Below are 24,528 nucleotides of genomic sequence, written 5' to 3'. Positions count from 1 at the left end.
ATTTATCAATAGGATATACAAATGTCTTATACTACTTTTTCTCAAAAAAAAAATAATCAATTACAAGAACCAATGTTTTTCGGTCAATCAGTAAATATAGCTAGATATGATCAACAAAAATTTTATATATTTGAAAAATTGATAGAAAAACAATTATCTTTTTTTTGGAGACCTGAGGAAGTAAATCTTTCAAGAGATTATTTTGATTTTAAAAAATTACCTGATCATGAAAAACATATTTTTTTAAGTAATTTAAAATATCAAACCCTGTTAGATTCTATTCAAGGTAGAAGTCCTAACATAGCTTTTCTTCCTTTAATATCCATACCTGAATTGGAAACATGGGTAGAAACATGGTCTTTTTCAGAAACAATTCATTCTCGCTCATATACACATATAATTAGAAACATTATAAATAATCCATCTTTAGTATTTAATGATATCGTTAATAATAAAGAGATAATAAACAGAGCAAAAGACATATCTTTTTATTACGATGATCTCATCAAATTAACAAATTATTGGCATATTTTAGGTGAAGGTATACATAAAATAAATGGAAGAAAAATAGTAATAACGTTAGAAGAATTAAAAAAAAAATTATATATATGTTTAGTTAGTGTCAATGCATTAGAAGCTGTTAGATTTTATGTAAGTTTTGCTTGTTCTTTCGCTTTTGCAGAACGAGAAATAATGGAGGGTAATGCAAAAATAATAAGATTAATAGCTAGAGATGAATCTTTACATTTAACTGGTACTCAACATATAATTAACATCTTAAGAAAAAACAAAAATGAAGGAATGAAAGAAATAGCTTTAAAATGCAAAAATGAATGTTTTAACTTATTTAAATTAGCAGCAGAGCAAGAAAAAAAATGGGCTGAATATTTATTTAAAGATGGTTCAATGTTGGGACTAAATAAAAACATTTTATGTCAATATATTGAATATATAACTAATATAAGAATGAGAGCAATAGGTTTAGATACTCCATTTAAAGATATATCTAATCCTATACCTTGGATAAACTCATGGTTAATATCTGATAATATTCAGTCAGCACCTCAAGAAGTAGAAATAAGTTCTTACTTAGTAGGACAAGTAGATGCGAAAGTTAATAAAAAAGAGTTCAGTGAATTTGAACTATAAAAAATTTTTATATGTAAAAATAATTAATCAAAAAACTATATATTATAAATATAGTAATAAATCTTTACTATTAATATTAGAATCAAATAATTTATTTGTAGAAAACAATTGTAGATCAGGATATTGTGGTTTATGTAAAGCTACTTTGTTGTCAGGAAGAATAAAATATTTAAAAAAAAAAATAATAGGATATACTTCGAAAAATGAGATATTACTTTGTTCCTGTAAAGCAACAAGTAATTTAGTGATAAAAATATAAAAGTTATTTATTGATATTTTTTTTTTTTGCATAAAATAAATAATAAGTTTTTTAATAAAAATGTTATTTAATGTCAAAAAAAAAATAAATAATAAAGAAATATTTTTAAAATATGATTAAAAATATTTCTGTTTTTTGTATTTAACATTAATTAAAACATTACATAATTATTTTGGCAGTATCTAAAGCTATAGACAGTTCTTCATTAGTTTTAATTACTAAAATGGGTGTTGTATTTTTTTTGTTAATAAACCCTTCATTATTGTTACAACATAATATATTTTTATATTTATTAATTTTTAAATTTAAAATTGATAATCTTTGAATAGTTAATTTTCTAATAATATATGAGTTTTCTCCTATCCCTCCAGTAAAAACAATACCATCAATATGAGAATTTATTACTGCAAAATAAGATGCTATATATTTAGATAAACGATAACAAAATATATCTATTGATCTTTTTGCTGATTTATTAATAAAATAATTATTAGTAATTTGTCTGCAATCATTGCTAAATTCATTTAAACCTAACATTCCTGATTTTTTGTTTAATATTTTTTTTATTTTTTTAATTGATATATTCAATTTTTCATGCAAAAAAAATATTACTGAAGGATCTATATCTCCACTTCTTGTACCCATAACTAATCCTTCTAAAGGCGTTAGTCCCATAGAAGTATCAATGCATCTTCCTTTATAAATTGCTGATATCGAAGAACCATTTCCTAAATGGCATATAATTAAATTAATAAATTTTTTTTTTTTATTTAAAAATTTACAAGATTTTTTTAATACATAAGAATAACTGATACCATGAGCTCCATATTTTCTAATATTGTTTTTTTTATAGAATTTGTAAGGAATAGCATATAAAAAAGATATTTTAGGCAATTTTGAATGAAAAAAAGTATCAAAAACAGCAACATTTTTTTTATATAAATGTGGCATATAAAATAAAGATGATTTTATTCCAACAATGTTTAAAGGATTATGAATAGGTGCAAAATAACATGATTTTTGTATGTTTTTAATTATTTTGTTATTTATTATAACAGGTTTATTTAATTTATATCCACCATGAACAACTCTGTGACCTACAGCAACAATTTTATTAAATATTTTTTTTTTTTTTTTTAAAATTTTATTAAAAATAAATTTTAATATTTTATTGTAAGTTTTTTTTTTAAAATAACAGTTTTAGTAATTTTTTCAAAAAAATATGTTATTCTTGACTTATTTTTAGATAATAATTCTGCTATTCCATGCAAATATTTTTTTTTGTTTTTTATGTTTATAACGGCAAATTTTAAAGATGAGCTACCACAATTTATTACTAATATTAAATTTTTCATTTTTTTAAACCTTATTAATATATAATTTTTTTATTATTCTAATATATTTTTAATTTAACAACATACTAATAAAATAATTTATTTTATATTGCATATACATATTTTTTATTATAAATTAAAAAAAATAAGACACATTATTATAATTAAAATGAAATTACAACAAAAAATTGTTAAATTATTAAATATTAAAAAAATAATCAATCCTAAAATTGAAATAAAAAAATGTATTGATTTTATATGTAATTTTTTATATAAAAATAAAAATATTAAATCATTAATCACTGGTGTAAGTGGTGGAATAGATTCTACATTAACAGCAAAATTATGTCAAAAAACAGTTGATAAATTAAACAAAAAAATGAAAAAAAATTATTATAAATTTATTGCTGTTAGATTGCCTTATGGAATTCAAAAAGATGAAAAAGATGTTGATCGTTCATTAAAATTTATAAAACCTAATAAAACAATTAATGTAAATATAAAAAATGCGGTGATGTCTAGTGTAAAATCATTACAAAATTCTGGAATAACAATATCAGATTATGTTAAAGGTAACGAAAAAGCAAGAGAAAGAATGAAAGTACAATATAGTATAGCAAGTATGAAAAATGGAGTGGTTGTAGGAACTAGTAATGCTTCTGAATACATAACAGGATTTTTTACAAAATACGGAGATGGTGGCACAGATATAAATCCAATAATGCATTTAAATAAAAAACAATGTGTTTTGCTATTAAAAAAATTAAAATGTTCAAAAAAAATATACACAAAAATACCAATAGCTGATTTAGAAGAAGAAAAACCTAATATTACAGATGAAGAAGCTTTAGGAGTTAGTTATGAAGATATTGATTCGTATTTAGAAAATAAATTTATTTCTAATAAAAAAAAAACAATAATTGAAAAATTATATTTAAAAACTTTGCATAAAAGAGATATGCCAATTAATTTAAATATAAAAAAATAATAATATCTCACAAAATACATAATACCTCATGTATTAATACATATAATAAATAGTATTTATGCATGAGATCTTATTTATTTTAAGATTTTAAATAATTAATAAATTTAAAAATATTATTTTATAAATTATAAAAAATATATTTATGAATATCTAATGTAAAGTTAATTTTTTATATTCCATAGAATATATTTGAAATTTTATTATTTCACTAATAGGATCATCAGGACAGTTTTCTATAAAATACATTAAGTCATTTAAAGCAACATGATCACAATCTAATTGTGAATATATCAAACCTCTATCACGAATTTCGTAAGGATTAGTAGGATCTATTTGTAATAAAAAATTACTTACATTTAAAGCCAATTCCATTTTTTTTTCTTCAATAAGAGAAGATTTTAATGTATCTAATATTTTTATTATAAGCAAAACATTATCTGCTTCATTTAAATAATCTAAATATAGTTTAGAATTAATGCTGATATTTCCTTTTAAAAAAGATTTTAATATATGCTTATCCAATGTCTCACCATTAAATGGATTTATCAACCATATTTTACCATTAGGTGACTGATATTTTAAAATAAGTTGTGTAGGAAAGATTACAGGCATAAGATTAAGAGATAATTTATTTGCTATATGTAATAATAATATACCTAACGATATTCCTGTACCATTTTTATTTTTCAAAACATTATCTAACCAAATAACATCAGAAAGATTATATATACCTTTAGCTTCTTTAAAATTCCACTTATTATAAAATAAATATAATAATTTTTTTATTTTTAAATATTCTGTATTTTCTTTATTTATAATTACTTTTGCTTTATTTACTAAAATATTTAATTTTTTTAAGACATATTTTTTAGAAAAATCAGATTTTATAAATTTAAATGTTTCAATGATAGATTCGCTAACTGTTAAATTAGAAAAATTTATATTAGTGGTATATTTCATATAGAGCATCAATTAAATAACTTGTTTTTAATTTTATAAATAAAAAACATGTAAAAATTTTTATTATTTTTTAATGTAACATATTTTAATTAACTATGTAATAAAAATTAATAATTTATTTTTTGACCTATAGTTACACGATCGTTACCTCCATAATCTTTATATGTGCAAATATTTGAAAAATTATTATTATCAAATAACTTTTTAACAACATATTTTTGATTATAAGCATGTTCTATAAATAACCATCCTCCATTATACAAATATTTTGATGAATTATTAATGATGTAAGTGATATCTTGCAATCCATGTTTTTCAGAAACTAAAGCATGTAATGGTTCAAATAATAAATCTCCTTGTATTAAATGAATATCATTTATACAAATATATGGAGGATTACTTATAATAAAATTAAATTTTTTTTTAACATTAGTAAACCAATTACTATAAAAAAATAATACATTTTTTATTTTTAATTTTTTTGCATTAAAAATAGCAACATCTAATGCTTTTTTACTGTAATCGATAGCAGTAATAAAACATTCTTTTTTTAAATGTGCTATAGTTAATGCTATAACTCCACATCCTGTACCTAATTCTAATATTTCTTGTTTTCCTTTAATTTTAAATAATATCTTATCTAAAATTAATTCTGTATCCAATCTAGGAATCATAGTATTTTTATTTATTTTAAATGTTAAAGAAAAAAAAAATATTTTATTTATTAAGTAATATAAAGGTTTGCCTTTTATATATTCATCTATTATATTATTTAACTTAATAATTTTTTTTTTAGGTATTTGTTCTTCACTAAAGGCTAAAATCCATCCTAATGATTTCTTTAATACTGTAGACAATATTAATTCTGCATCATATTTAGAATTAGAAGAAAAAGAAATTTTTTTTATATTAGTATTTAACCACTCATATATTTTCATATATTGTTTAAATTAAATATGTTTTTAAATAATTCAGAGTTATGTTTTTCAATTATAGGTTTAATCAATATATCTAAATTACCATTCATAATTTCATCTAAACGATATAAAGTTAAATTAATCCTATGATCAGTGACTCTATTTTGAGGAAAATTATATGTCCTGTTTCTGTCAGATCTATCTCCACTTCCAAGTAAATTTTTTCTTAAACATGCATTTTTTTTGTTTATTTCAGCAATATGTTTTGCATAAATACGAGCTGATAAAATCAATAAAGCTTTAGCTTTATTTTTATGTTGAGATCTTTCATCTTGACATTCAACGACAATGTTTGTCGGTAAATGAGTAATTCTAATTGCAGAATCAGTAGTATTTACATGTTGTCCTCCAGCTCCAGAAGATCTAAAAGTATCTATTTTTAAGTCTGAAGAATTTATTTTAGGTCTTTTTTCTTTAGGTAAAACAGGCATAACAGCTACTGTGCATGTTGAAGTATGTACTCTACCTTGAGATTCAGTTAATGGAACTCTTTGAACTCTGTGACCTCCTGATTCAAATTTCATATCTCCAGAAGCATATTTTCCTACTATTTTAATAATTATTTCTTTAAATCCTCCATGTTCTATTTCTGATCTACTCATAACTTCATATTTCCATTTTCTTAGTTCTGTATATTTTATATACATTTTAAATAAATCACTAGCAAAAATAGCAGCTTCTGTTCCTCCTGTACCAGCTCTTATTTCAATAAGACAACTATGTTTGTCATTTACATCTTTTGGAACCAAAAGTGATTTAATTTTTTTTTCTATCTCATTCTTTTTTTTTAAACATATTTTTAAATCTTGTTTTGCTAATTCTGATACATCTTTATCATTTAATAATAAAAGTAAATTTTTAATATCTTTTTTGTTTTTTTTCCATTTAGTAAAATATTTAATAATAACAGATAATTTAGAATATTCTTTAGAAAAATTAAGAAAAACACTATTATTTGCAATTATTTTACCTTTGCTTAATAAATATTCTAATTTTTTATATCTTTTTGATATAGCTTTTAGTTTTAAAATAATATAATTATTCATATTTTTATAATTTATTTTACATTTAAATTTTTATAAAAAATATAATTAATATGTTTTACTAATATATAAATTAATATATTATTTTTCAAATTAAATAAAATAATAAAAATAAAATAATGTATTAATATATATTAATTATATTTATGAATATTTTATATAATCATATCATATTAATACAATATTAAATATAATTAATTTATTAAAAATTTGTTTTTAATAATATATATATATATAATTATATAAATTTTTTTTAATATTTTTAATATTATATATTAAAAATAATATATAATAAAAAATAAATTATTTAATAAGGTTATAAAATTGACTTATATAAAATTATTTACATGTAATGCTACACCTAAATTAGCTAAGTTAATTGCAAATAGATTATATACAAAATTAGGATCAGCTTTTGTTGGACGTTTTAGCGATGGAGAAATTAGCGTACAAATTAATGAAAATGTTAGAGGAGGAGATATATTTATCATACAATCTACTTGCTCACCAACTAATGATAATTTAATGGAATTAATAGTTATGGTTGATGCTTTGAAAAGAGCTTCTGCAGGAAGAATTACTGCTGTTATTCCATATTTCGGTTATGCCAGACAAGATAGACGTGTTAGATCTACAAGAGTACCTATTACAGCAAAGATAGTAGCAGATTTTTTATCTAGAATAGGTGTAGATAGAGTTTTAACTGTAGATTTACATGCTGAACAAATACAAGGTTTTTTTGATGTTCCTGTGGATAATGTTTTTGGAAGTAAAATTTTATTAGAAGATATGATTAAAAAAAAATGGGATAATCCAATAATAGTATCTCCAGATATAGGTGGTGTTGTTCGTGCTAGAGCTATTGCTAAATTACTGCACGATACAGATATGGCTATCATAGACAAAAGAAGGCCTATATATAATGTTTCTCAAGTCATGAATATCATAGGAGATGTTAATAATAGAGATTGTATATTAGTAGATGATATGATTGACACTGGATTAACTATTTGTAAAGCAGCTGAAGCGTTAAAAGATAATGGAGCAAAAAGAGTATTTGTGTATGCAACTCATCCTGTTTTTTCTGGAAATGCATCTGAATATATTAAAAAATCAGTTATTAATGAAGTAGTAGTTTGTGATTCTATACCTTTATCTAAAAGTATAACAAAACTGAAAAATATAAGAACTTTAACTTTGTCTGGAATGTTAGCAGAAGCAATAAGACGTATAAGTAATGAGGAATCTATATCAGCTATGTTTGAATAAAAAAGTTATTTTTTATCAACATTAGCAATTTTACAAAATTTACTAATGTGATAAATTATATATATATAATAAAATATTTTTAAAATATAAAAATATATTTAATTATAATAAGGAAATAAAGATAAAAAATTTATAAAAAATACTAATAGAACATTTAATACAATTCCTCGTATAAAACCAAAAATCAATCCTAATATTTTATCTAAATAAGATACATTTATTTTATTTATAAAATAACTGATTAATTTATTAAAGTTAGACTCAGATATTAATATTAAAAAAAATAAAAAACCATAAGTTGTTACGCGTCTTATTGTATCGTTTTGTATAATAGAAAACAAATTATAAAATTTGTAATAATATTCATATGATATACTAATAACCAAAATAAAAAAAATAATTGATAAAACTTCTTTACAAAATCCTCTAATAAAACTTATTAAGGTAGATAAAATTAAAATGATTGTAATTAAATAATCTATAGAAGTCATAAACAAATTTCCAAAAAAAAAATATATAATATTAAAGTAATTAAAAATATAAAATATTATAATAAAATTATTTTTAATACTATAACACTTATTTTATTAATATTTATTTCATAAAATATTTATATTATTTATTTTTATAATTTCAGATATTAAAAAAAAAGAACCAAAAACTAATATTGTATCTTTTTTTTTAGCCTTTTTACATACGCTATTATAAGCTTTTTTAATATCATCAAACATATAGTAAGTATTTTTATTTAAATATTTAGCAATTTGATATGCTTTAGATCCTCTAATAGTATTTAGAGAAACACAATACCAAATATCAGTAATTGAAATAAATGGGAAAATAGTTTTCTCTATGTTTTTGTCTTTTAACATTCCAATTAAAATATATAATTTTCCTTTAATTGATAAATAAGACAATTTTTTGAATAAATAATTAGATCCATTTGGATTATGAGTTACATCCAAAATAATTTTTGGATTTTTAGATATAATATTAAATCTTCCTGGAAAATGGAAATCTTTAACAATTTTTTTAATTTTATTTATATTATAAATTATGTTTAAATTTCTAATTGTTGATATAGCTATAGAAAAACTCTTACAAGAAGCATTGACATTATATGGTAAATTACTTATTGAACCTTGTATGTCATGATAACTCCAAAAATGTTTTGTATTGTTATACAACCATTCATGTTTATTCCTAATTAAAATAGTGTTTTTATATTGTGCTATTTTATATATATTTTTTGGTATATTAGTTTCACCAATAATTGATTTTTTAAAGTTACGGAATATACCTGCTTTTTCTAATGATATACTTTCTCTATTACTTCCTAATAATTTAGTATGATCTAAATCAATATTTGTAATAATAGAAATATCAGAATCAATTATATTAGTTGCATCTAAACGACCACCAAGACCTACTTCTAATATTATAAAATCTAATTTATATTGTTTTAATAAATATAATATAGATAATGTCGAAAATTCAAAGTAAGTTAATCTTATATTTTTTCTAATATAATTGATATATGTAAGTGCATGTATATGTTTTATATCTGATAGATAACATCCATTAATTTTTAATCTTTCTGTATATTTTATTAAATGAGGAGAGGTATATAAACCTACTTTGTATCCAAAAGATGATAATAATTTTTCCAATATATTACAAGTACTACCTTTTGCATTAGTTCCTGAAACAACTATTATGGTAGCATCTAATTTATTTAAATTATATTTTATGGATAATTTATAAATTAAACCAAAATTTGAATAAAAACAATCTTTTTGTATTGAAGTAATATAATTTAACCAATAATTTAATGAAGAATTTATATTAGGTTTAGATTTATACAAAATTTTGTTACCTTAGTTTTTATAAAATATTAATATGTTTAACATATATGATTTCTTAATTTTAAATTACATTTTTTTTTAAATTAATTTTATAATTTAATTTATATAAATAAATTAAATTATGTACATTTATAACTGACATTTTGCACAAAAAAAACTTTTTCTATTAGATTGTATGATGTTTAAAATACTTTTTTTACAATTTATACATGGTTTTCCTGTTTTACCATATACATTCAAGTGTTTTTGATATTTACCTTTTATTTGGAAAATATTTTTAAAATTTCTAATAGAAGTTCCTCCTTTATCAATAGATTTTAACAATATTTTTTTTATATATTTGACTAGTTTTTTTGTTTCTTCAATATTTAAAGATTTAGAAGCGCGATATGGTAATATTTTTGAAGAAAACAATATCTCATTAGCATAAATGTTACCTATACCAGATATATATTTTTGATTCATTAAATAATTTTTTATACATATTTTTTTATTTCTAATTGATTTATAAAGATTTATATAATTTAAATTATCACTTAATGGTTCAGGACCAAGTTTTTTTAAAAATTTAATAGATGATATTTTAAAAAAAAACAACCAAAAACCAAATTTTCTAGGATCATTGTATCTTAATATATATTTTTTATTAATATATAAATCTATATGATCATGTTTATTGAATTTGATATGTTTTTTTTGTGACATAATATTTAAAGTACCTGAAATTCCTAAATGAATTAAAATATAACCTTCACTCAATTTTAACAATATATATTTAGCATAACGACGAATTTTTAATATTAAAACATTATTTAATTTATAAAATTTAGAAGATACCTTGAATCTTAATTTATTTGTTCTAATACAAGTTTTTATAATTTTTTTATTTAAAATTTTTCTTTTTAAATCATTACATATAACTTCTACTTCAGGTAATTCTGGCATATATTTTTTATATTTTAAACTAAAAAATTTTACAATTAATATATTGTATTATATCAATAATTAATTGTGGATATAAACCTAATGTAATACTAAAAAAAGTAGATAATATTGTAATAATTCCTAATTTATTACATAAATAATTTTTTTTTAATATTTTTTTAAACGAATTATTATGTGAATATAAATTAATGATAATATTTAAACAAAAATAAATTAACATGATATTACTAATAATTATCGGAAATATCAAGAACCATAATTTAGATTTAACTAATAATATATATATATATATTTTTCCTATAAAATTAAATGTTAGCGGGAAACTAGCTAAAGATAATATAATGAAAGTTATCATAATTGCAAAAAAAGGGTGTTTCCAAAATAAACCACGAGATAATACAAAAAAGTTTTGTTTTTTGTTTTTTTTATTTTTGAATTGATATAAATCTATAATTAATAATAACCCGCAAATAGAAATAATACTTAATAAATAACTTAAAAAATATATAGATAAACATTCTAATGATAAATTTAATTTATTTTTACATAAAAAAACAGTTAATACATATCCTATATTTGATATAGAAGTATAAGCTATTATTTTTTTTATATTATTTTGAAATAAAGCCATTAAATTTCCAGATAAAATAGATAATAAGGAAGTAAAAATAAATATATAATACATATAGTCATATATATAATATGAAGTATTTAAAAACATTTTAATTAAAACACTAAAAAATGGAATTTTGCTTATAGTAGATAATATAATTATAGATATTATTGAAGAATTATCATAAATATCTGAAATCCATAAATGAAAAGGAAAAATAGATAATTTAAATGCAAATCCAATAAAAAATAACATCCAACCTAATAATAATATTTTACAATTATTTATTAATATTAATTGTTGATATAATTCTTCAAATGATAATGTACCCATATATGAATATATTAATGATATCCCAAATAATATAAATATTGAAGAAATAGAAGACAATATTGTATATTTTAATGAAGAAACCATAGATTTTTTATCTTTAACTAGATATCCTATTAAACCAAAAGATGGTAAAGATATTAACTCTATACCTAAAAATAAAGATAGCATATGATTTGCATTAATTAAAACAAAAGATCCAAGTGTTGAAGTTAAGACTAATAAATAAAACTCTTCTTTATTAATATCTAATTTTTTTAACCAATCATAAGATAAATAAACAATAAAAATACTAGATAAAATCGTTATACCACTATAAAAAATATTATACATATTTATTTTTAGTAATATTGTCATATTGACTGGAATTATTTTAATCAAAAAAAATAATGATAAAAAAGATAATTTCAATCCTATTAAAGTTATATAATAAATAATATTATGTTTACGTAAAAATATTATTGTTAACATATTTGTAATAATAGTAACTATCAAAAATATGAATGGTAACCAATAAATATATTCAAAAATAAATTTTGTCATTATTAATATTACACCGTTAATTTTATTAAAAAAATAATTTGTTATGTAGGATTTTTATAAACGAAAATGAAATATCTAAAATATTTTGTGGAAAAAAACCAATATATAAAGATATTAATGATAAAACAAACAATATAATATATTGTGAAATTTTTATTTTGTTATCATGATGTTTAACTATTTTACTATGCGAACCGAAGTAAAATATGTTATGGAACATAGATAAAGAATAAATAGATGTAATTATTAATGTTGTTGCAATCATAATTACTACATAATAATGTGATTTAAATAAACCAAATAATATTAAAAGTTCTGATATAAAATTGCTAGTTCCAGGAAAATTTAAATTAGATAAAACAAAAAACATAAAAAAAATTGGAAGATATTTTACATGTGAAGATAAAGAGTTAATTTTTAAAATGTTTCTACTTTTAGTTATATTAAAAATATATCCTGATAATATACATAATGCTGAAGTAGAAATACTTGAAGATATTATTTGTAATATTAGACCATAATAAGATATAGAATTATTGCTATATAAAGCAATTAATATTAACCCCATATGAGATACAGAACTATATGCTATTATATGTTTAATATTTTTTTGAGAACAAGCCAACAAAGAACCATAAATAATACTCATCATACCTAAAAAGATTGCTAGATAATAAATTAATAAATAATGATGTGAAAAAAAACATATATTAAATCTAATTAAACCGTATACACTTGTTTTTGATAATAATCCAATAATATCTATACAACCAGATTTTGGTGAACAATAAAAAAAATCTTTTAACCAGGTATGTAAAGGAACGATAGGCATTTTAATTATAAATGCAAAAAACAATATTAATGTTATAAAAAATTCTAAATAAATATTAAAATTTGTTTCTATTAATTTATTATAATCAAATGTTAAAACATTGTTGATATTGTAATATTGACACACTAAACAAATAATAGATATTAATATTAAAAAACTAGAAAATTGAGCGTAAACAAAAAATTTATTTGCAACATTAATTTTGTTATGTTTTTTTAAACCACTTTCCCCCCATATAATCAACATAAAATATATAGGTATCAAAAAAATTTCCCAAAATAAAAAAAAAGCAAATAAATCTACTGAAATGAATATTCCTATTACACTAGAAATAATTAACATTAAATTAAAATAAAAAAAGCCAACTTTTTTAATTTTATCATGTCTTGAAACAATAACAGATATTATACTTAAAATATTAGTTAATAATATCATTATTAATGATATAATATCTAACCCAAAATGTAAATTAATACCAAATCTAGGTATCCAACTATGATTATATTCAATAAACCAATAAGGATATTCATTTTTGTAATTATACGTTTTTAAGAAAATCAACAATATCTTGGTTGATATTATTAAAAATACAAACATAGTGATTAAAGATATAATAAAAGGAAAACGTTTATTTATTTTTTCTGATTGCCAAGCTAATATACCTCCTATAAAAGGTATAATAATTAATAATGGAAGAAACATAAATTATATAAATCTCTTAGTTTGTTTATTTATAATAAAATATAGATATATGCTAATATAATATAATTGTTAATATAAATAAAAATGAACTTATTATAATGGATAATATATACCAATTTAAATAAACGTTTTGTAATTTTAATAAAATTTTTTTTGATAAGCAAACAAATAAAAATATTAATTTTGATAGGTAGTCTCTTGAATATTTTTTCAAGAAAAATATTATATGAAAATAATTATTTACAAAAATTAATTTATATATTTTATCTAAATTTAAAATATTTAAAAAAAAGTTTTTAATTTTTAAAAAAATAATATTCATATTTTGTTTTTGATAAAATTTTTTTTTGTTGGTCCATATATTAATAGATATCAATATTCCAAAAAATAAAATAATTATTTCTATAAAAATTAATATTAAATTATTTTTATCGTTTATTTTTTGTATAAAAAAATTTTTATTAAAAATTAATTCGACTATTTTACCTATAATAATAGAAAAAAACGAAAGAAAAGATAATGGTAAATAATAATTTACATTTTTTTTTATTATTTTAATATTGCCAATTTTTGGTTTATTGTAAAAAATTAAAAAAAACATACGACAAGTATATAAAACAGTTATAAATGCACCTAATATAGAAAACAAAAATAAATAAACATTTTTCTGGAATATATTAAATAAAATTAATCCTTTACTATAAAAACTGGAAGTTATAAAAGGAAATGAAACTAAAGACAAGGATCCAATTAAAAAAAATAAGTATTCTGAAAGTAATATTTTTTTTAACCCACCCATTTTATAAATATTTTTTTCGCCATTACAACTTAATATAATAGATCCAGAAGAAAGAAAAAGAAGAGCTTTAAAAAAAGCATGTGTAACTAAATGAAATATAGCTGTGTTATAAGATCCAATACTAATTGAAAGAAACATATATCCTAATTGACTTATAGTAGAATACGCTAATATTTTTTTTATATTTTTTTTAAATAATGCAAATAATGAAGATATTAAAATAGTAATAATAGAAGTTATACTTAATAAAAACATTAATGATGGTGTTAATAACAACAAATATTTAGTTCTTAATAATAAATAAACACCAGCAGTAACCATGGTTGCTGCATGTATTAAAGCAGAAGCTGTTGTAGGACCAACCATAGCATCCGTTAACCATGTATGTATTGGTATTTGAGCAGATTTACTTGAAGATCCTAAAAGTAAAAATATATTTATTAAATATAACACATTTATATTTTTAATTTTGTCTATAGAATTAAAATTTAACTTTGATATGTCGTGAAAACTCAAAGTGTTAAAATTATAATAAATCATAATAAAAGATAATATTAAAAATATGTCACCTATTCGTGTCATGATAAATGATTTCATAGCACAATATATATTTTTAGATTTTTTATAATAAAAACTTATTAATAAATATGAACACAATCCAACTCCTTCCCATCCTAAATACATCAATATTATATTATTAGATAATACTAAAATAACCATATTAGTTATAAATAAATTAGTATAAAAAAAGAATCTATAGTAATCTTTATTTTTTTTAATATACCAAATAGAAAATAAATTAATTAACGATCCTACACCTGTAATTAATAATATCATTATCAGCGATAAATTATCCAATAACAAATTGCATTCTATTTTAAAATTATTGATGTTAACCCAATTCCACAATTTTACTATTAATTCTTTATTAGTAGAATTTAAAAAAACGTAGCTTAAAAAACAAGATAAAAAAAACGAAAAAAAAACTAATATATTTCCAATTAATGCTGAAAAAAACCTAGAAAAAAAATTACCAAAAAAACCCAATATCAAAGATCCAATTAATGGAAAAAAAATAATTAAATGCATAATACTCATTAATTTGTCTCACTCAATTTATCGATATTTAATGTTTGATTAAAACGATAATTCTTTATTAATAATGATAATAATATTGTTGTTTCCACAGATGCAAAAGTAATTATCAATATATAAAATATTTGTCCATCTATTGAAAACCAATAACTTCCTGAAATTATAAATGATGTAATAACCGCATTTATCATAATTTCTAAACTTATTATAATAAATATCAAATTTTTATGTAGCACTAAAGATGTTAATCCTAAAAAAAACAATATAGATGAAACTATTAAACCATGAGACAAAGGAATCATATATTTTTTCCTTAATTTTTTATTGTTGATATATAGAAATTTTTATCGTACTTTTTCTTCATGATGAATAAAATGTATTGCGATTATTAAAGCAGATAAAATTAATAAGGAAGACAATTCTACTAATAATATGTAAGGACCAAATAATTTTTCTCCTACATTTTTAATGTCAAATTTATTAAATAAAATTTGTTCGTTGTTTAATGATTTTCTTATGATACAAACAAAAAAAATTAGTAAAATCAAAGATATTAAAGAAGGTAAAACATATTTTTTTATTTTTTCAAAAAATTTTTTTTTTATAATTTTTTTTTGCTCAATATTTAACATCATTATTACAAAAACAAACAATATCATTATTGCTCCAGCATATATAATGATCTCTAAAGACCCAGAAAAATAAGAACCTAATGAAAAAAAAATACCTGAAGTTGCAATTAAAGATATTAAAAAAAATAATAACGAATTTATCAATTTTTTTTGAAATATAGTTAAAAAAGTTGTTAAAATAGCTATCAAGCTACAAAAATAAAAAATAAAATTCATTATAAATCCTTATTAACAAAATATATTTATGGTAATATTTTTTTTGTATCTACAATTTTTCTTTTGATATTTTTATTGTTTTTTTTAAATATATTTATTTTTCCTGATTTTTCATAAAAATTATATTTATGATTTTTTCCTGGACCTGAAATCAATAAATCTTTTTTTTCATATACTAAATCTGTTCTTTTATATTCGCTCATTTCAAAATCTCTAGTCATTTGGATAGCAGTTGTTGGACAAGATTCTTCACATAAACCACAAAATATACATCTTGAAAAATTAATTCTAAAAAATTTTGGATACCATCGACCATTTTTTCCTTCTTTCTTTTGCAAAGAAATACAACCTACAGGACACACTACTGCACATAATCCACAAGAAACACATCTTTCTTCACCATTAGAATCTCTTGTTAAAATTATTCTACCACGATATCTTGGAGGAATATTTACTTTTTTTTCAGGATATAATAGTGTTTCTCTTTTAGAAAAAATGTTCATAAATACAATAAACATACTTTTTATATTACTAAAAAAATAACGAATAATATTATAAAAAAACATAAATACTCCTTTTAAGCTAATTTAAAATAAAAAAAGCAGTAATCAATAAATTAAACAAAGTTATTGGTAATAATATTTTCCATCCAAAATACATAACTTTATCATAACGAGGTCTTGGTAAAGAAGCCCTAATTAATATAAAAGTAAATATAAAAAATAATGTTTTCAAAGAAAAACATAAAAATTTTGGTAAACCTAAAAAATTATTACCTCCAGCTAAAAATAAACACGACATTAAGGAAGAAACTGCTATGATAGAAATATATTCACCGATGAAAAACATTCCAAATTTAATTCCTGAATATTCAATATGATAACCATCAGCTAATTCTTGTTCAGCTTCTGGTTGATCAAAAGGATGTCTATGACATAATGCTAAAGATGATATAAAAAAAACTATAAAACCAAAAAATTGAGGTAAAATGTTCCACAAATTTTTTTGACTATTAATTATATCAATTATATTAAAAGATTTAGCTTGTGCGACAACACCCATTAAAGATAAACCTAAAAATATTTCATAACTAATAGTTTGAGCTGCAGCTCTCATTGCTCCTAATAAAGAATATTTATTATTACTTGACCATCCTGAAAACAATATAGAATATACAGACAAACTAGACATCATTAAAAAAAATAATATACCTATATCTAAATTAATTATTAAAAAAGAAGTAGAAAATGGTATAATAGCAACAACTAATAACAAAGATATAAAAGATATTATAGGAGAAATAACAAAAAAAAATTTATGTGAGAAAGGTGGTATCCAGTCTTCTTTAAAAAACATTTTTATTGTGTCAGCTAATATTTGCAAACAACCATTCCAACCTACACGATTAGGACCATATCTATTTTGAAATAATGCTAATAATCTTCTTTCTACAAAACTTAATGAAGAAGCAAAAAAAATTATTGAGAACAAAAAAAGTAATGGCTTCATTACATGAATGAAACTAAATTCATTAAAAATATTTTTTATCATAATTTTTTCCTTAAATCGCTAGCAAATTTCATAGACAAAGATAATGGAATATGTTTCATTCCTAAAGGCAAACCTATATGTCCAGGTTTCATATATTTTGAATAACGACAATAAAAATAAAAATTTTCAGATAAACAAGTAAATTCTATTTTTTCTTCTTCTAAAAACCCATATCTTATACCATCTAAATTATTTATTATCCCATAAACTTTAATATTTTTATCTCGTATGATCTTTGTAAGTTGTGTTAAATAATGACAACCAAACAAAAGATAATATGGTATTATTTTCCATTTTTTTATACTATGTTCTTTTATTTTTAAAATAAAAGGCGAGTTTTTAATATTATTTATATATTTAAATAATATTATTTTTTTTTTATGAAAATTATTATGAAATATTTTTTTATATTTAATTATTGATTGAGGAGAATTCCATCCTGGATACCAAACAAATGGTATATGATCAGTCTGGCAATTTATATTATTTAAACCATCTGTAGAAAAAGAAAACATACTGTCAATATCTTCAGGTTGACTTTTTTCATGTATACAAACATTAGACATCATAGAAGTTCTACCACTATATCTTATGTGAGAACGAGCTATTTTTTGATTAAATATTCTAAAATCTACTTTTGGAGAAACATATTTAATATTTTTTAAAATTGGAATTTCTGAAATACAGTAATCAACTATTTTATCTATATTTATATAACTTTTTCCCGTATTATTAATTTTTTGTTTTATTTTATCTATCCATCTCCATCCTTCTAATTGTTTTTTATTTTTATCATAAAAACTAGGTTCATATACTTTAAAAAATCTTTGAGGTCTACTTTCATAATTAACTATAGTTCCTGAACTTTCTATAGATGTCATAGAAGGTAGTAATAAATTAGATATTTTAGAAGTTTTAGTAAACTGATGATCTATTAATATTATATTATTAACATTTTTTTTAATAATATTTACATTTTTTTTTGTTAAAAAACGGTAAATATCATTTTCCATAATAATAATAGTATCAACTAAATTATTTTTACATTTATCTAAAACTTTATCCAAAGAAATTCCTCCTATTAATCCTAATCCAATATCATTAGATTCTAAAGGTAATATTATGGTTTTTACAAAAGATCCTTTGGATTTTAACGCATATGATATATTTATCGCACTTTTTATTAATTTTAAACTACCAGAGCTAATACCTGATATTATTAAAGGATTTTTAGCTAATAATAATTTTTTAGATATTTTTTTTGTAATTTTTAATAATTTTTTGTTAAAATTTTTAATTTTAGGAAAAGTTTTATTTATATTATTAGCTATATTACATGCAAATATACATTGTTTTTCTATTGAATCAAAATATTTATATTTAGATACATCATCTAATCCTGTAGGTGTTACATTAGTAATAAAAAGATTACTTTTTAAATTTTGATTAATATTTTTAATTGCATCAAATTGCCACGAATAAATATTGTTTTTGTTTTTTTTATTAAAATTATTATTTTTTACAGCCTGTCTTATAGCTAAGGAAATAATTGGAGCAGTTTGTGAAACATTTTCTCCTAATATTAATATTAAATCAGATTTTTCTATGTCCGAAATCGATGGTATATCTAAATTACTTTTTTTAAACGTTTCAATTATTAATTTTATAGATTTATTATATTTTTCAGATATACCAGTGGAAAAATTTTTTTTTCCAACCATAGAATATAACGCGAAATTATTTTCAATGCTAGTTCTAGATGATCCTATACCAATAACATTAGATGATGTATTGATAATTTTTGAAGCATATTTTATAGCAGTTTTTATATCTAACTTTTTATTTTTTTTTTTATGATTAAAAATTGGAATGAAAGGTCTATTGTGTAAATTATTATAACCATAACCAAAACGACCTAAATCACATATAAAATATTTATTAATATATGTATTATATCTATTATCTATTTTGCGTAATTCACCATAACGTTCACCTATAATCAAATTACATCCAATACTGCAATGTTGACAAATACTAGGTGCATTTTGCATGTCCCATTTTCTATTATATTTTTTTGAATGAACTTTGTCTGTAAAAACACCAGTTGGACATATTTCTATTAAATTACCTGAAAACTCGCTTTCTAAAGTTCCAGATTGTATGCGTCCAAAATATAAATTATTACTTATACCATACACTCCAAAATCTTTTCCTCCTGCATAATCGTTATAAAATCTTACACATCTATAACAAGATATACAACGGTTCATTTCATGAGATATGAAAGATCCTAAAAACTGACTTTTATAATGCTTTTTTGAAAATTTGTAACGTCTAACATTATGTTGTGTCATTACAGTCATATCTTGCAAATGACAATTACCACCTTCTTCACAAATAGGACAATCGTGAGGATGATTAGTCATTAATAATTCTATTATCATTTTTCTAAATTTTTTTGATTCCTTATCATTTGTCGAAATAATTTGATTATTTTTTACTGGAGTCATACAAGACATTATAAGTTTACCAACATCGTCATTTTTATCTTCATATATCTTAACAGCACATTGTCTACATGATCCTATACTTCCTAATTTTGGATGCCAGCAAAAATATGGTATATCTATTGAATGAGATAAACATGCTTGCAACAAATTAATATTTTTTTTTACTTTATATTTTTTTTTATCAATATATATATTAATCATAATTAATTATTTCTTCTGTATTATTAAATAATTATTAACATAAATTGTATGCATTACTAAAAAATAAAATAATGTTTTTCATTTATCATATTTAATATCTATACGTAAATTAGTTTTCTTTTTAGAATTTTTATTTTTTTTAACTTTAAAATCATATTTGAACAAATTTAAAGCACTTTGTAAAGGTTCCATAGCACCCGGAGCATGAGAACAAAAAGTTTTTCCAGGACCAAGTTGTGTACATAATTCATATAATATTTTTATATCTCTTTTTTCTCCTTTACCTCTTTTTATTTTTTTTAATATTTTTACAATCCAAGGCAAACCATCTCGACATGGAGTACATAAACCACATGATTCTCTAGCAAAAAAAGTTTCTATATTTAATAATAAAGAGACAATATTTGTTTTATCATCAACAGCCATAGACAAAGCTGTGCCTAATCTACTTCCTTTATTTTTTACACTAAAAAAATCCATACATACATCTAAATCCTCAGGTAACAAAAAATCTGTACTTGCTCCTCCAGGCTGCCAGGCTTTCAATTTAAATCCTTTTTTCATACCACCAGCATAATCTTCTAATATTTCTCTTGCAGTTATACCAAAAGGTAATTCCCAAACACCAGGATTGTTTACTTTTCCTGAAAATCCCATTAACTTTGTGCCAAAATCTACATTACTTTTAGATAATTTTTTATACCAATTACTACCATTTGATATTATTGGAGCCACATTATATAATGTTTCTACATTATTAACACAAGTTGGATAACCCCATAAACCTGAATGTGCTGGAAATGGAGGTTTGCTTCTTGGATTAGCACGACGACCTTCTAAAGAATTTATTAATGCTGTTTCTTCTCCACAAATATATCTACCAGCACCTGTATGTAAAAACAAATCAAAACTAAAACTACTATTAAAAATATTTTTTCCTAAATATTTTTTACTATAAGCTTCACATATAGCTTTTTTAACTATTTTTTCAATATTAATGTATTCTCCTCGTAAAAAAATATATCCACAGTTAGCTGTAATTGCAAAAGCTGCTATTATCATACCTTCAATTAACTGATGAGGAACATTTTCTAATAAAAATCTATCTTTATATGTTCCTGGTTCCATTTCATCAGCATTACATAGCAAATATTTTTGTGATTTTATATCATCTTTATTTATTAAATCCCATTTAATTCCAGTAGGAAAACCAGCTCCTCCTCTACCTTTTAATCCTGCATCTTTAATAAGTGATATAATTTCATTTGATTGCATATTTTTAACAGATTTATTAGCAGCATTATAACCATTGTTATTTTCATATTCTTTCAACCATACTGTTTTTTTATCTTTTCTAAACATCCAAGTTAAAGGATAACATTCTTGATCTTTTTTAATATTATTCATTTATAAAACTCGATTATTTTTATTATTGAGTCAGTAGTTACATTAGAATATATTTTATTATTAATCATTATCACAGGACCTTTATCACATTTTCCTAAACAACACACAGGTAATAAAGTAAAGTTATCATCATTAGTAGTTTCTCCTTTTTTTATTTTTAAAATTTTATATATTTTTTTTACTATTAAATCATAATTATTTATATAACATACAACACTATCGCAATATTTTATAATGTTACGTCCTACAGGCTTTCTAAAAATATTACTATAAAAAGTAGCCACACCTTCAATATCACATGCACTAATTTTTAAAATATTAGAAATTTCAATAATATTTTTTTTACTTATCCAGCCTCTTTTTTTTTGAATAAATTTTAATATTTCTATAATTGCAGATCTTGAATGTAAATATTTTTTTTTTTCATTTTTTATAAATTTTATTTCTTTTTCATTTAAATTATGATTATTTTTTTTTATTTTACTATACATATTTAACGATCCACATCAGACATCACAAAATCAATACTTCCTAAATAAACAATTAAATCAGATAAAAAATTATTTTTAATAACAGATGGTATTTGTTGTAAGTGAGGAAAACTTGGTGTTCTTATTCTAGTTCTGTAGCTGTTTGTATTTCCATCACTAATTAAATAGTAACTATTAATACCTTTCGTTGCTTCTATCATTTGAAAAGATTCATTAGAAGGTATTACAGGCCCCCAGGAAACATTTAAAAAATGATTAATAAGTGTTTCAATATGTTTTAAACTTAATTTTTTTATTGGAGGAGTTGTTAAAGGATGATCCATTTTATAAGGTCCTTCAGGCATATTTTTTAAACACTGGCCTAAAATATTTATACTTTGATAAATTTCTTCAAATTTTAACATAACTCTATTATATGCATCACTTATACCATTTCCTAATGGAACATCAAAATCAAAATATTCATATCCTGAATAAGGTCTCCACTTTCTTATATCTATGTTAACTCCAGTAGCTCTTAATCCAGCTCCTGTTATTCCCCATTTAATAGCTTCATTTTTATCATAACAAGCGATGTTTTTAGACCTATTAATTAATATACTGTTTTCTAATGAAGATTTTCTATATAACTCAAGTCTTTTAGGAATCCATTTCAAAAATTCTTTTAAATATAGATCCCATTTTTTTGGCAAATCATTTGCTAACCCTCCTATTCTAAACCAAGCTGGATGCATTCTAAATCCGGTGATTAACTCTATAATATCATAAATTTTTTGACGATCTGTGAAAGCTAAAAAAACAGGAGTCATATTTCCTACATCTTGAATAAAAGTAGAAATATATAGCAAATGACTATTTATACGAAACAATTCTGAAAGCATAACTCTTATATATTTTATTCTATCAGAAACTTCTATTCCTGCTAATTTCTCTACAGCTAAAATATATGGCATTTCGTTAATACATCCACCTAAATATTCTATTCTATCTGTATATGGAATATAATTATGCCAAGATTGCCTTTCAGCTATTTTTTCTGCTCCTCTATGATGGTATCCTATATCAGGAACACAATCTACTATTTGTTCTCCGTTTAATTGCAATATAATTCTAAAAGCTCCATGAGCAGAAGGATGATTAGGTCCAAAATTTAAAAACATGAAATCATTACTTTTATTTTTTACATTCATACCATATAACTTTGGAGAAAATTTTAAATCATCCATTTCTTTTTTTTCTTTATTTTTGTTTAAAAAATATAGTTGAGAATCTGTTGCTCTAGATGGATAATCTTTTCTTAAAGGATGACCTTTCCAATATTTTGGCATTAAAATACGAGTTAAATTAGGATGATTATCAAAAGATATGCCGTACATATCCCACACTTCTCTTTCATACCAATTAGCATTAGGAAATATATTAGTTAAAGTAGGTAAAAATAATTTATTTTCAAATAATGCTACTTTTAATATTATATCTTTATTTCTTTCTATAGATATTAGGTGATAAAAAACAGAAAAATCAGCAAGTGGTAATTCTTTGTTATTGTTTCTAACTCTTTCATCACATCCATGTAAATCGAACAACATTATATAAGGTTTTTTTACTTTGATTAAAAAATTTACTATTTTTATCAAATTTTTAGATTTTATCCAAATAACAGGTGAACCTATCTTGGTGTTTTGTATAAAAAAATTATTTTTTCCGTAGTAAGATAATAGTTTTTTTATAATTGAGTCGTGAAAAATATTAACATTTTTGCATTTGTTGTTATTTGCAATTGTCATTAAATTTGTATCTCTTAAAAATTAATAAAT

General features: G+C 21.1%; 21 protein-coding genes and 1 pseudogene. 4 read left to right on the top strand and 18 right to left on the bottom strand.

Annotated elements, in window-relative coordinates:
- Positions 1 to 21: 21 nt before the first annotated feature.
- A complete protein-coding gene (gene nrdB / locus RJX39_RS00665) occupies positions 22 to 1,149 on the top strand; it encodes a class Ia ribonucleoside-diphosphate reductase subunit beta (protein ID WP_343192726.1) in 1,128 nt (375 codons plus the stop codon).
- A complete protein-coding gene (locus RJX39_RS00660; protein WP_343192725.1) occupies positions 1,139 to 1,408 on the top strand; it encodes a 2Fe-2S iron-sulfur cluster-binding protein in 270 nt (89 codons plus the stop codon). The genes nrdB and RJX39_RS00660 overlap by 11 nt, the downstream gene beginning before the upstream one ends.
- A gap of 159 nt (positions 1,409 to 1,567) precedes the next feature.
- Here the strand turns inward: RJX39_RS00660 and RJX39_RS00655 are convergent.
- Positions 1,568 to 2,763, bottom strand: a pseudogene (locus tag RJX39_RS00655) (acetate/propionate family kinase).
- Positions 2,764 to 2,911: 148 nt separating this feature from the next.
- On the opposite strand from RJX39_RS00655, the gene nadE reads away from it, so the two are divergent.
- Positions 2,912 to 3,730 (top strand): ammonia-dependent NAD(+) synthetase, encoded by an 819-nt coding sequence (gene nadE / locus RJX39_RS00645; RefSeq protein WP_343192723.1) that lies wholly within the window; start codon positions 2,912 to 2,914, stop codon positions 3,728 to 3,730.
- Between the two features lie 150 nt (positions 3,731 to 3,880).
- Here nadE and RJX39_RS00640 read toward each other — a convergent pair whose 3' ends face one another.
- The 3 genes from RJX39_RS00640 to prfA all read right to left on the bottom strand — a co-directional run bounded on the left by RJX39_RS00640 (position 3,881) and on the right by prfA (position 6,713).
- Positions 3,881 to 4,690 carry a tetratricopeptide repeat protein gene (locus RJX39_RS00640; protein ID WP_343192722.1) on the bottom strand — a complete coding sequence of 270 codons (810 nt, stop codon included), beginning with the start codon at positions 4,688 to 4,690 and terminating at the stop codon, positions 3,881 to 3,883.
- A 107-nt stretch (positions 4,691 to 4,797) separates the two neighbouring features.
- A complete protein-coding gene (prmC, locus tag RJX39_RS00635) occupies positions 4,798 to 5,628 on the bottom strand; it encodes a peptide chain release factor N(5)-glutamine methyltransferase (RefSeq protein ID WP_343192721.1) in 831 nt (276 codons plus the stop codon).
- Positions 5,625 to 6,713 carry a peptide chain release factor 1 gene (gene prfA / locus RJX39_RS00630; protein WP_343192720.1) on the bottom strand — a complete coding sequence of 363 codons (1,089 nt, stop codon included), beginning with the start codon at positions 6,711 to 6,713 and terminating at the stop codon, positions 5,625 to 5,627. The genes prmC and prfA overlap by 4 nt, the downstream gene beginning before the upstream one ends.
- 321 nt (positions 6,714 to 7,034) lie before the next feature.
- Here prfA and RJX39_RS00625 point away from each other — a divergent pair, with 321 nt between their 5' ends.
- Complete coding sequence (locus tag RJX39_RS00625) at positions 7,035 to 7,979, top strand: ribose-phosphate pyrophosphokinase (protein WP_343192719.1); 945 nt, start codon at positions 7,035 to 7,037, stop codon at positions 7,977 to 7,979.
- Between the two features lie 98 nt (positions 7,980 to 8,077).
- Here the strand turns inward: RJX39_RS00625 and RJX39_RS00620 are convergent, their stop codons facing one another.
- The 14 genes from RJX39_RS00620 to nuoC form a co-directional block, all read right to left on the bottom strand.
- Positions 8,078 to 8,470, bottom strand: coding sequence for a CvpA family protein (locus RJX39_RS00620; RefSeq protein WP_343192718.1), 393 nt, complete (start codon positions 8,468 to 8,470; stop codon positions 8,078 to 8,080).
- 108 nt (positions 8,471 to 8,578) lie between these two features.
- Positions 8,579 to 9,844, bottom strand: a complete 1,266-nt coding sequence (gene folC / locus RJX39_RS00615; protein WP_343192717.1) for a bifunctional tetrahydrofolate synthase/dihydrofolate synthase — start codon at positions 9,842 to 9,844, stop codon at positions 8,579 to 8,581.
- A gap of 129 nt (positions 9,845 to 9,973) precedes the next feature.
- The gene (mutM, locus tag RJX39_RS00610; RefSeq protein WP_343192716.1) at positions 9,974 to 10,789 is read right to left on the bottom strand and encodes a bifunctional DNA-formamidopyrimidine glycosylase/DNA-(apurinic or apyrimidinic site) lyase; all 816 of its coding nucleotides are present in this window, start codon (positions 10,787 to 10,789) and stop codon (positions 9,974 to 9,976) included.
- 19 nt (positions 10,790 to 10,808) lie between these two features.
- Positions 10,809 to 12,275: an NADH-quinone oxidoreductase subunit N gene (locus RJX39_RS00605; protein WP_343192715.1), complete on the bottom strand. Its 1,467-nt coding sequence runs from the start codon at positions 12,273 to 12,275 to the stop codon at positions 10,809 to 10,811.
- Positions 12,276 to 12,300: 25 nt separating this feature from the next.
- Positions 12,301 to 13,809 (bottom strand): complex I subunit 4 family protein, encoded by a 1,509-nt coding sequence (locus RJX39_RS00600; protein WP_343192714.1) that lies wholly within the window; start codon positions 13,807 to 13,809, stop codon positions 12,301 to 12,303.
- Between the two features lie 52 nt (positions 13,810 to 13,861).
- A complete protein-coding gene (gene nuoL, locus RJX39_RS00595; protein WP_343192713.1) occupies positions 13,862 to 15,706 on the bottom strand; it encodes an NADH-quinone oxidoreductase subunit L in 1,845 nt (614 codons plus the stop codon).
- The gene (gene nuoK / locus RJX39_RS00590; RefSeq protein ID WP_343192712.1) at positions 15,706 to 16,005 is read right to left on the bottom strand and encodes an NADH-quinone oxidoreductase subunit NuoK; all 300 of its coding nucleotides are present in this window, start codon (positions 16,003 to 16,005) and stop codon (positions 15,706 to 15,708) included. The genes nuoL and nuoK overlap by 1 nt, the downstream gene beginning before the upstream one ends.
- A gap of 42 nt (positions 16,006 to 16,047) precedes the next feature.
- Entirely contained in the window at positions 16,048 to 16,551 is a 504-nt protein-coding gene (nuoJ, locus tag RJX39_RS00585; protein ID WP_343192711.1) for an NADH-quinone oxidoreductase subunit J, read from the bottom strand.
- 26 nt (positions 16,552 to 16,577) lie between these two features.
- The gene (gene nuoI / locus RJX39_RS00580; RefSeq protein WP_343192710.1) at positions 16,578 to 17,117 is read right to left on the bottom strand and encodes an NADH-quinone oxidoreductase subunit NuoI; all 540 of its coding nucleotides are present in this window, start codon (positions 17,115 to 17,117) and stop codon (positions 16,578 to 16,580) included.
- A gap of 16 nt (positions 17,118 to 17,133) precedes the next feature.
- Positions 17,134 to 18,102, bottom strand: coding sequence for an NADH-quinone oxidoreductase subunit NuoH (gene nuoH, locus RJX39_RS00575; protein WP_343192709.1), 969 nt, complete (start codon positions 18,100 to 18,102; stop codon positions 17,134 to 17,136).
- The gene (nuoG, locus tag RJX39_RS00570; protein WP_343192708.1) at positions 18,099 to 20,813 is read right to left on the bottom strand and encodes an NADH-quinone oxidoreductase subunit NuoG; all 2,715 of its coding nucleotides are present in this window, start codon (positions 20,811 to 20,813) and stop codon (positions 18,099 to 18,101) included. The genes nuoH and nuoG overlap by 4 nt, the downstream gene beginning before the upstream one ends.
- Positions 20,814 to 20,891: 78 nt before the next feature.
- A complete protein-coding gene (gene nuoF, locus RJX39_RS00565) occupies positions 20,892 to 22,220 on the bottom strand; it encodes an NADH-quinone oxidoreductase subunit NuoF (RefSeq protein ID WP_343192707.1) in 1,329 nt (442 codons plus the stop codon).
- Positions 22,217 to 22,711: an NADH-quinone oxidoreductase subunit NuoE gene (gene nuoE, locus RJX39_RS00560; protein WP_343192706.1), complete on the bottom strand. Its 495-nt coding sequence runs from the start codon at positions 22,709 to 22,711 to the stop codon at positions 22,217 to 22,219. Before nuoE ends, nuoF begins: the two co-directional genes overlap by 4 nt.
- Positions 22,712 to 22,713: 2 nt before the next feature.
- Complete coding sequence (gene nuoC, locus RJX39_RS00555) at positions 22,714 to 24,498, bottom strand: NADH-quinone oxidoreductase subunit C/D (protein WP_343192705.1); 1,785 nt, start codon at positions 24,496 to 24,498, stop codon at positions 22,714 to 22,716.
- Positions 24,499 to 24,528 lie beyond the last annotated feature (30 nt).

Source organism: Buchnera aphidicola (Taiwanaphis decaspermi) (assembly GCF_039405155.1).
In the GTDB taxonomy this organism is placed as follows: domain Bacteria; phylum Pseudomonadota; class Gammaproteobacteria; order Enterobacterales; family Enterobacteriaceae; genus Buchnera_M; species Buchnera_M aphidicola_B.
Note: the sequence above shows the minus strand (reverse complement) of the source record. Positions and strands in the feature narration are given on the sequence as shown.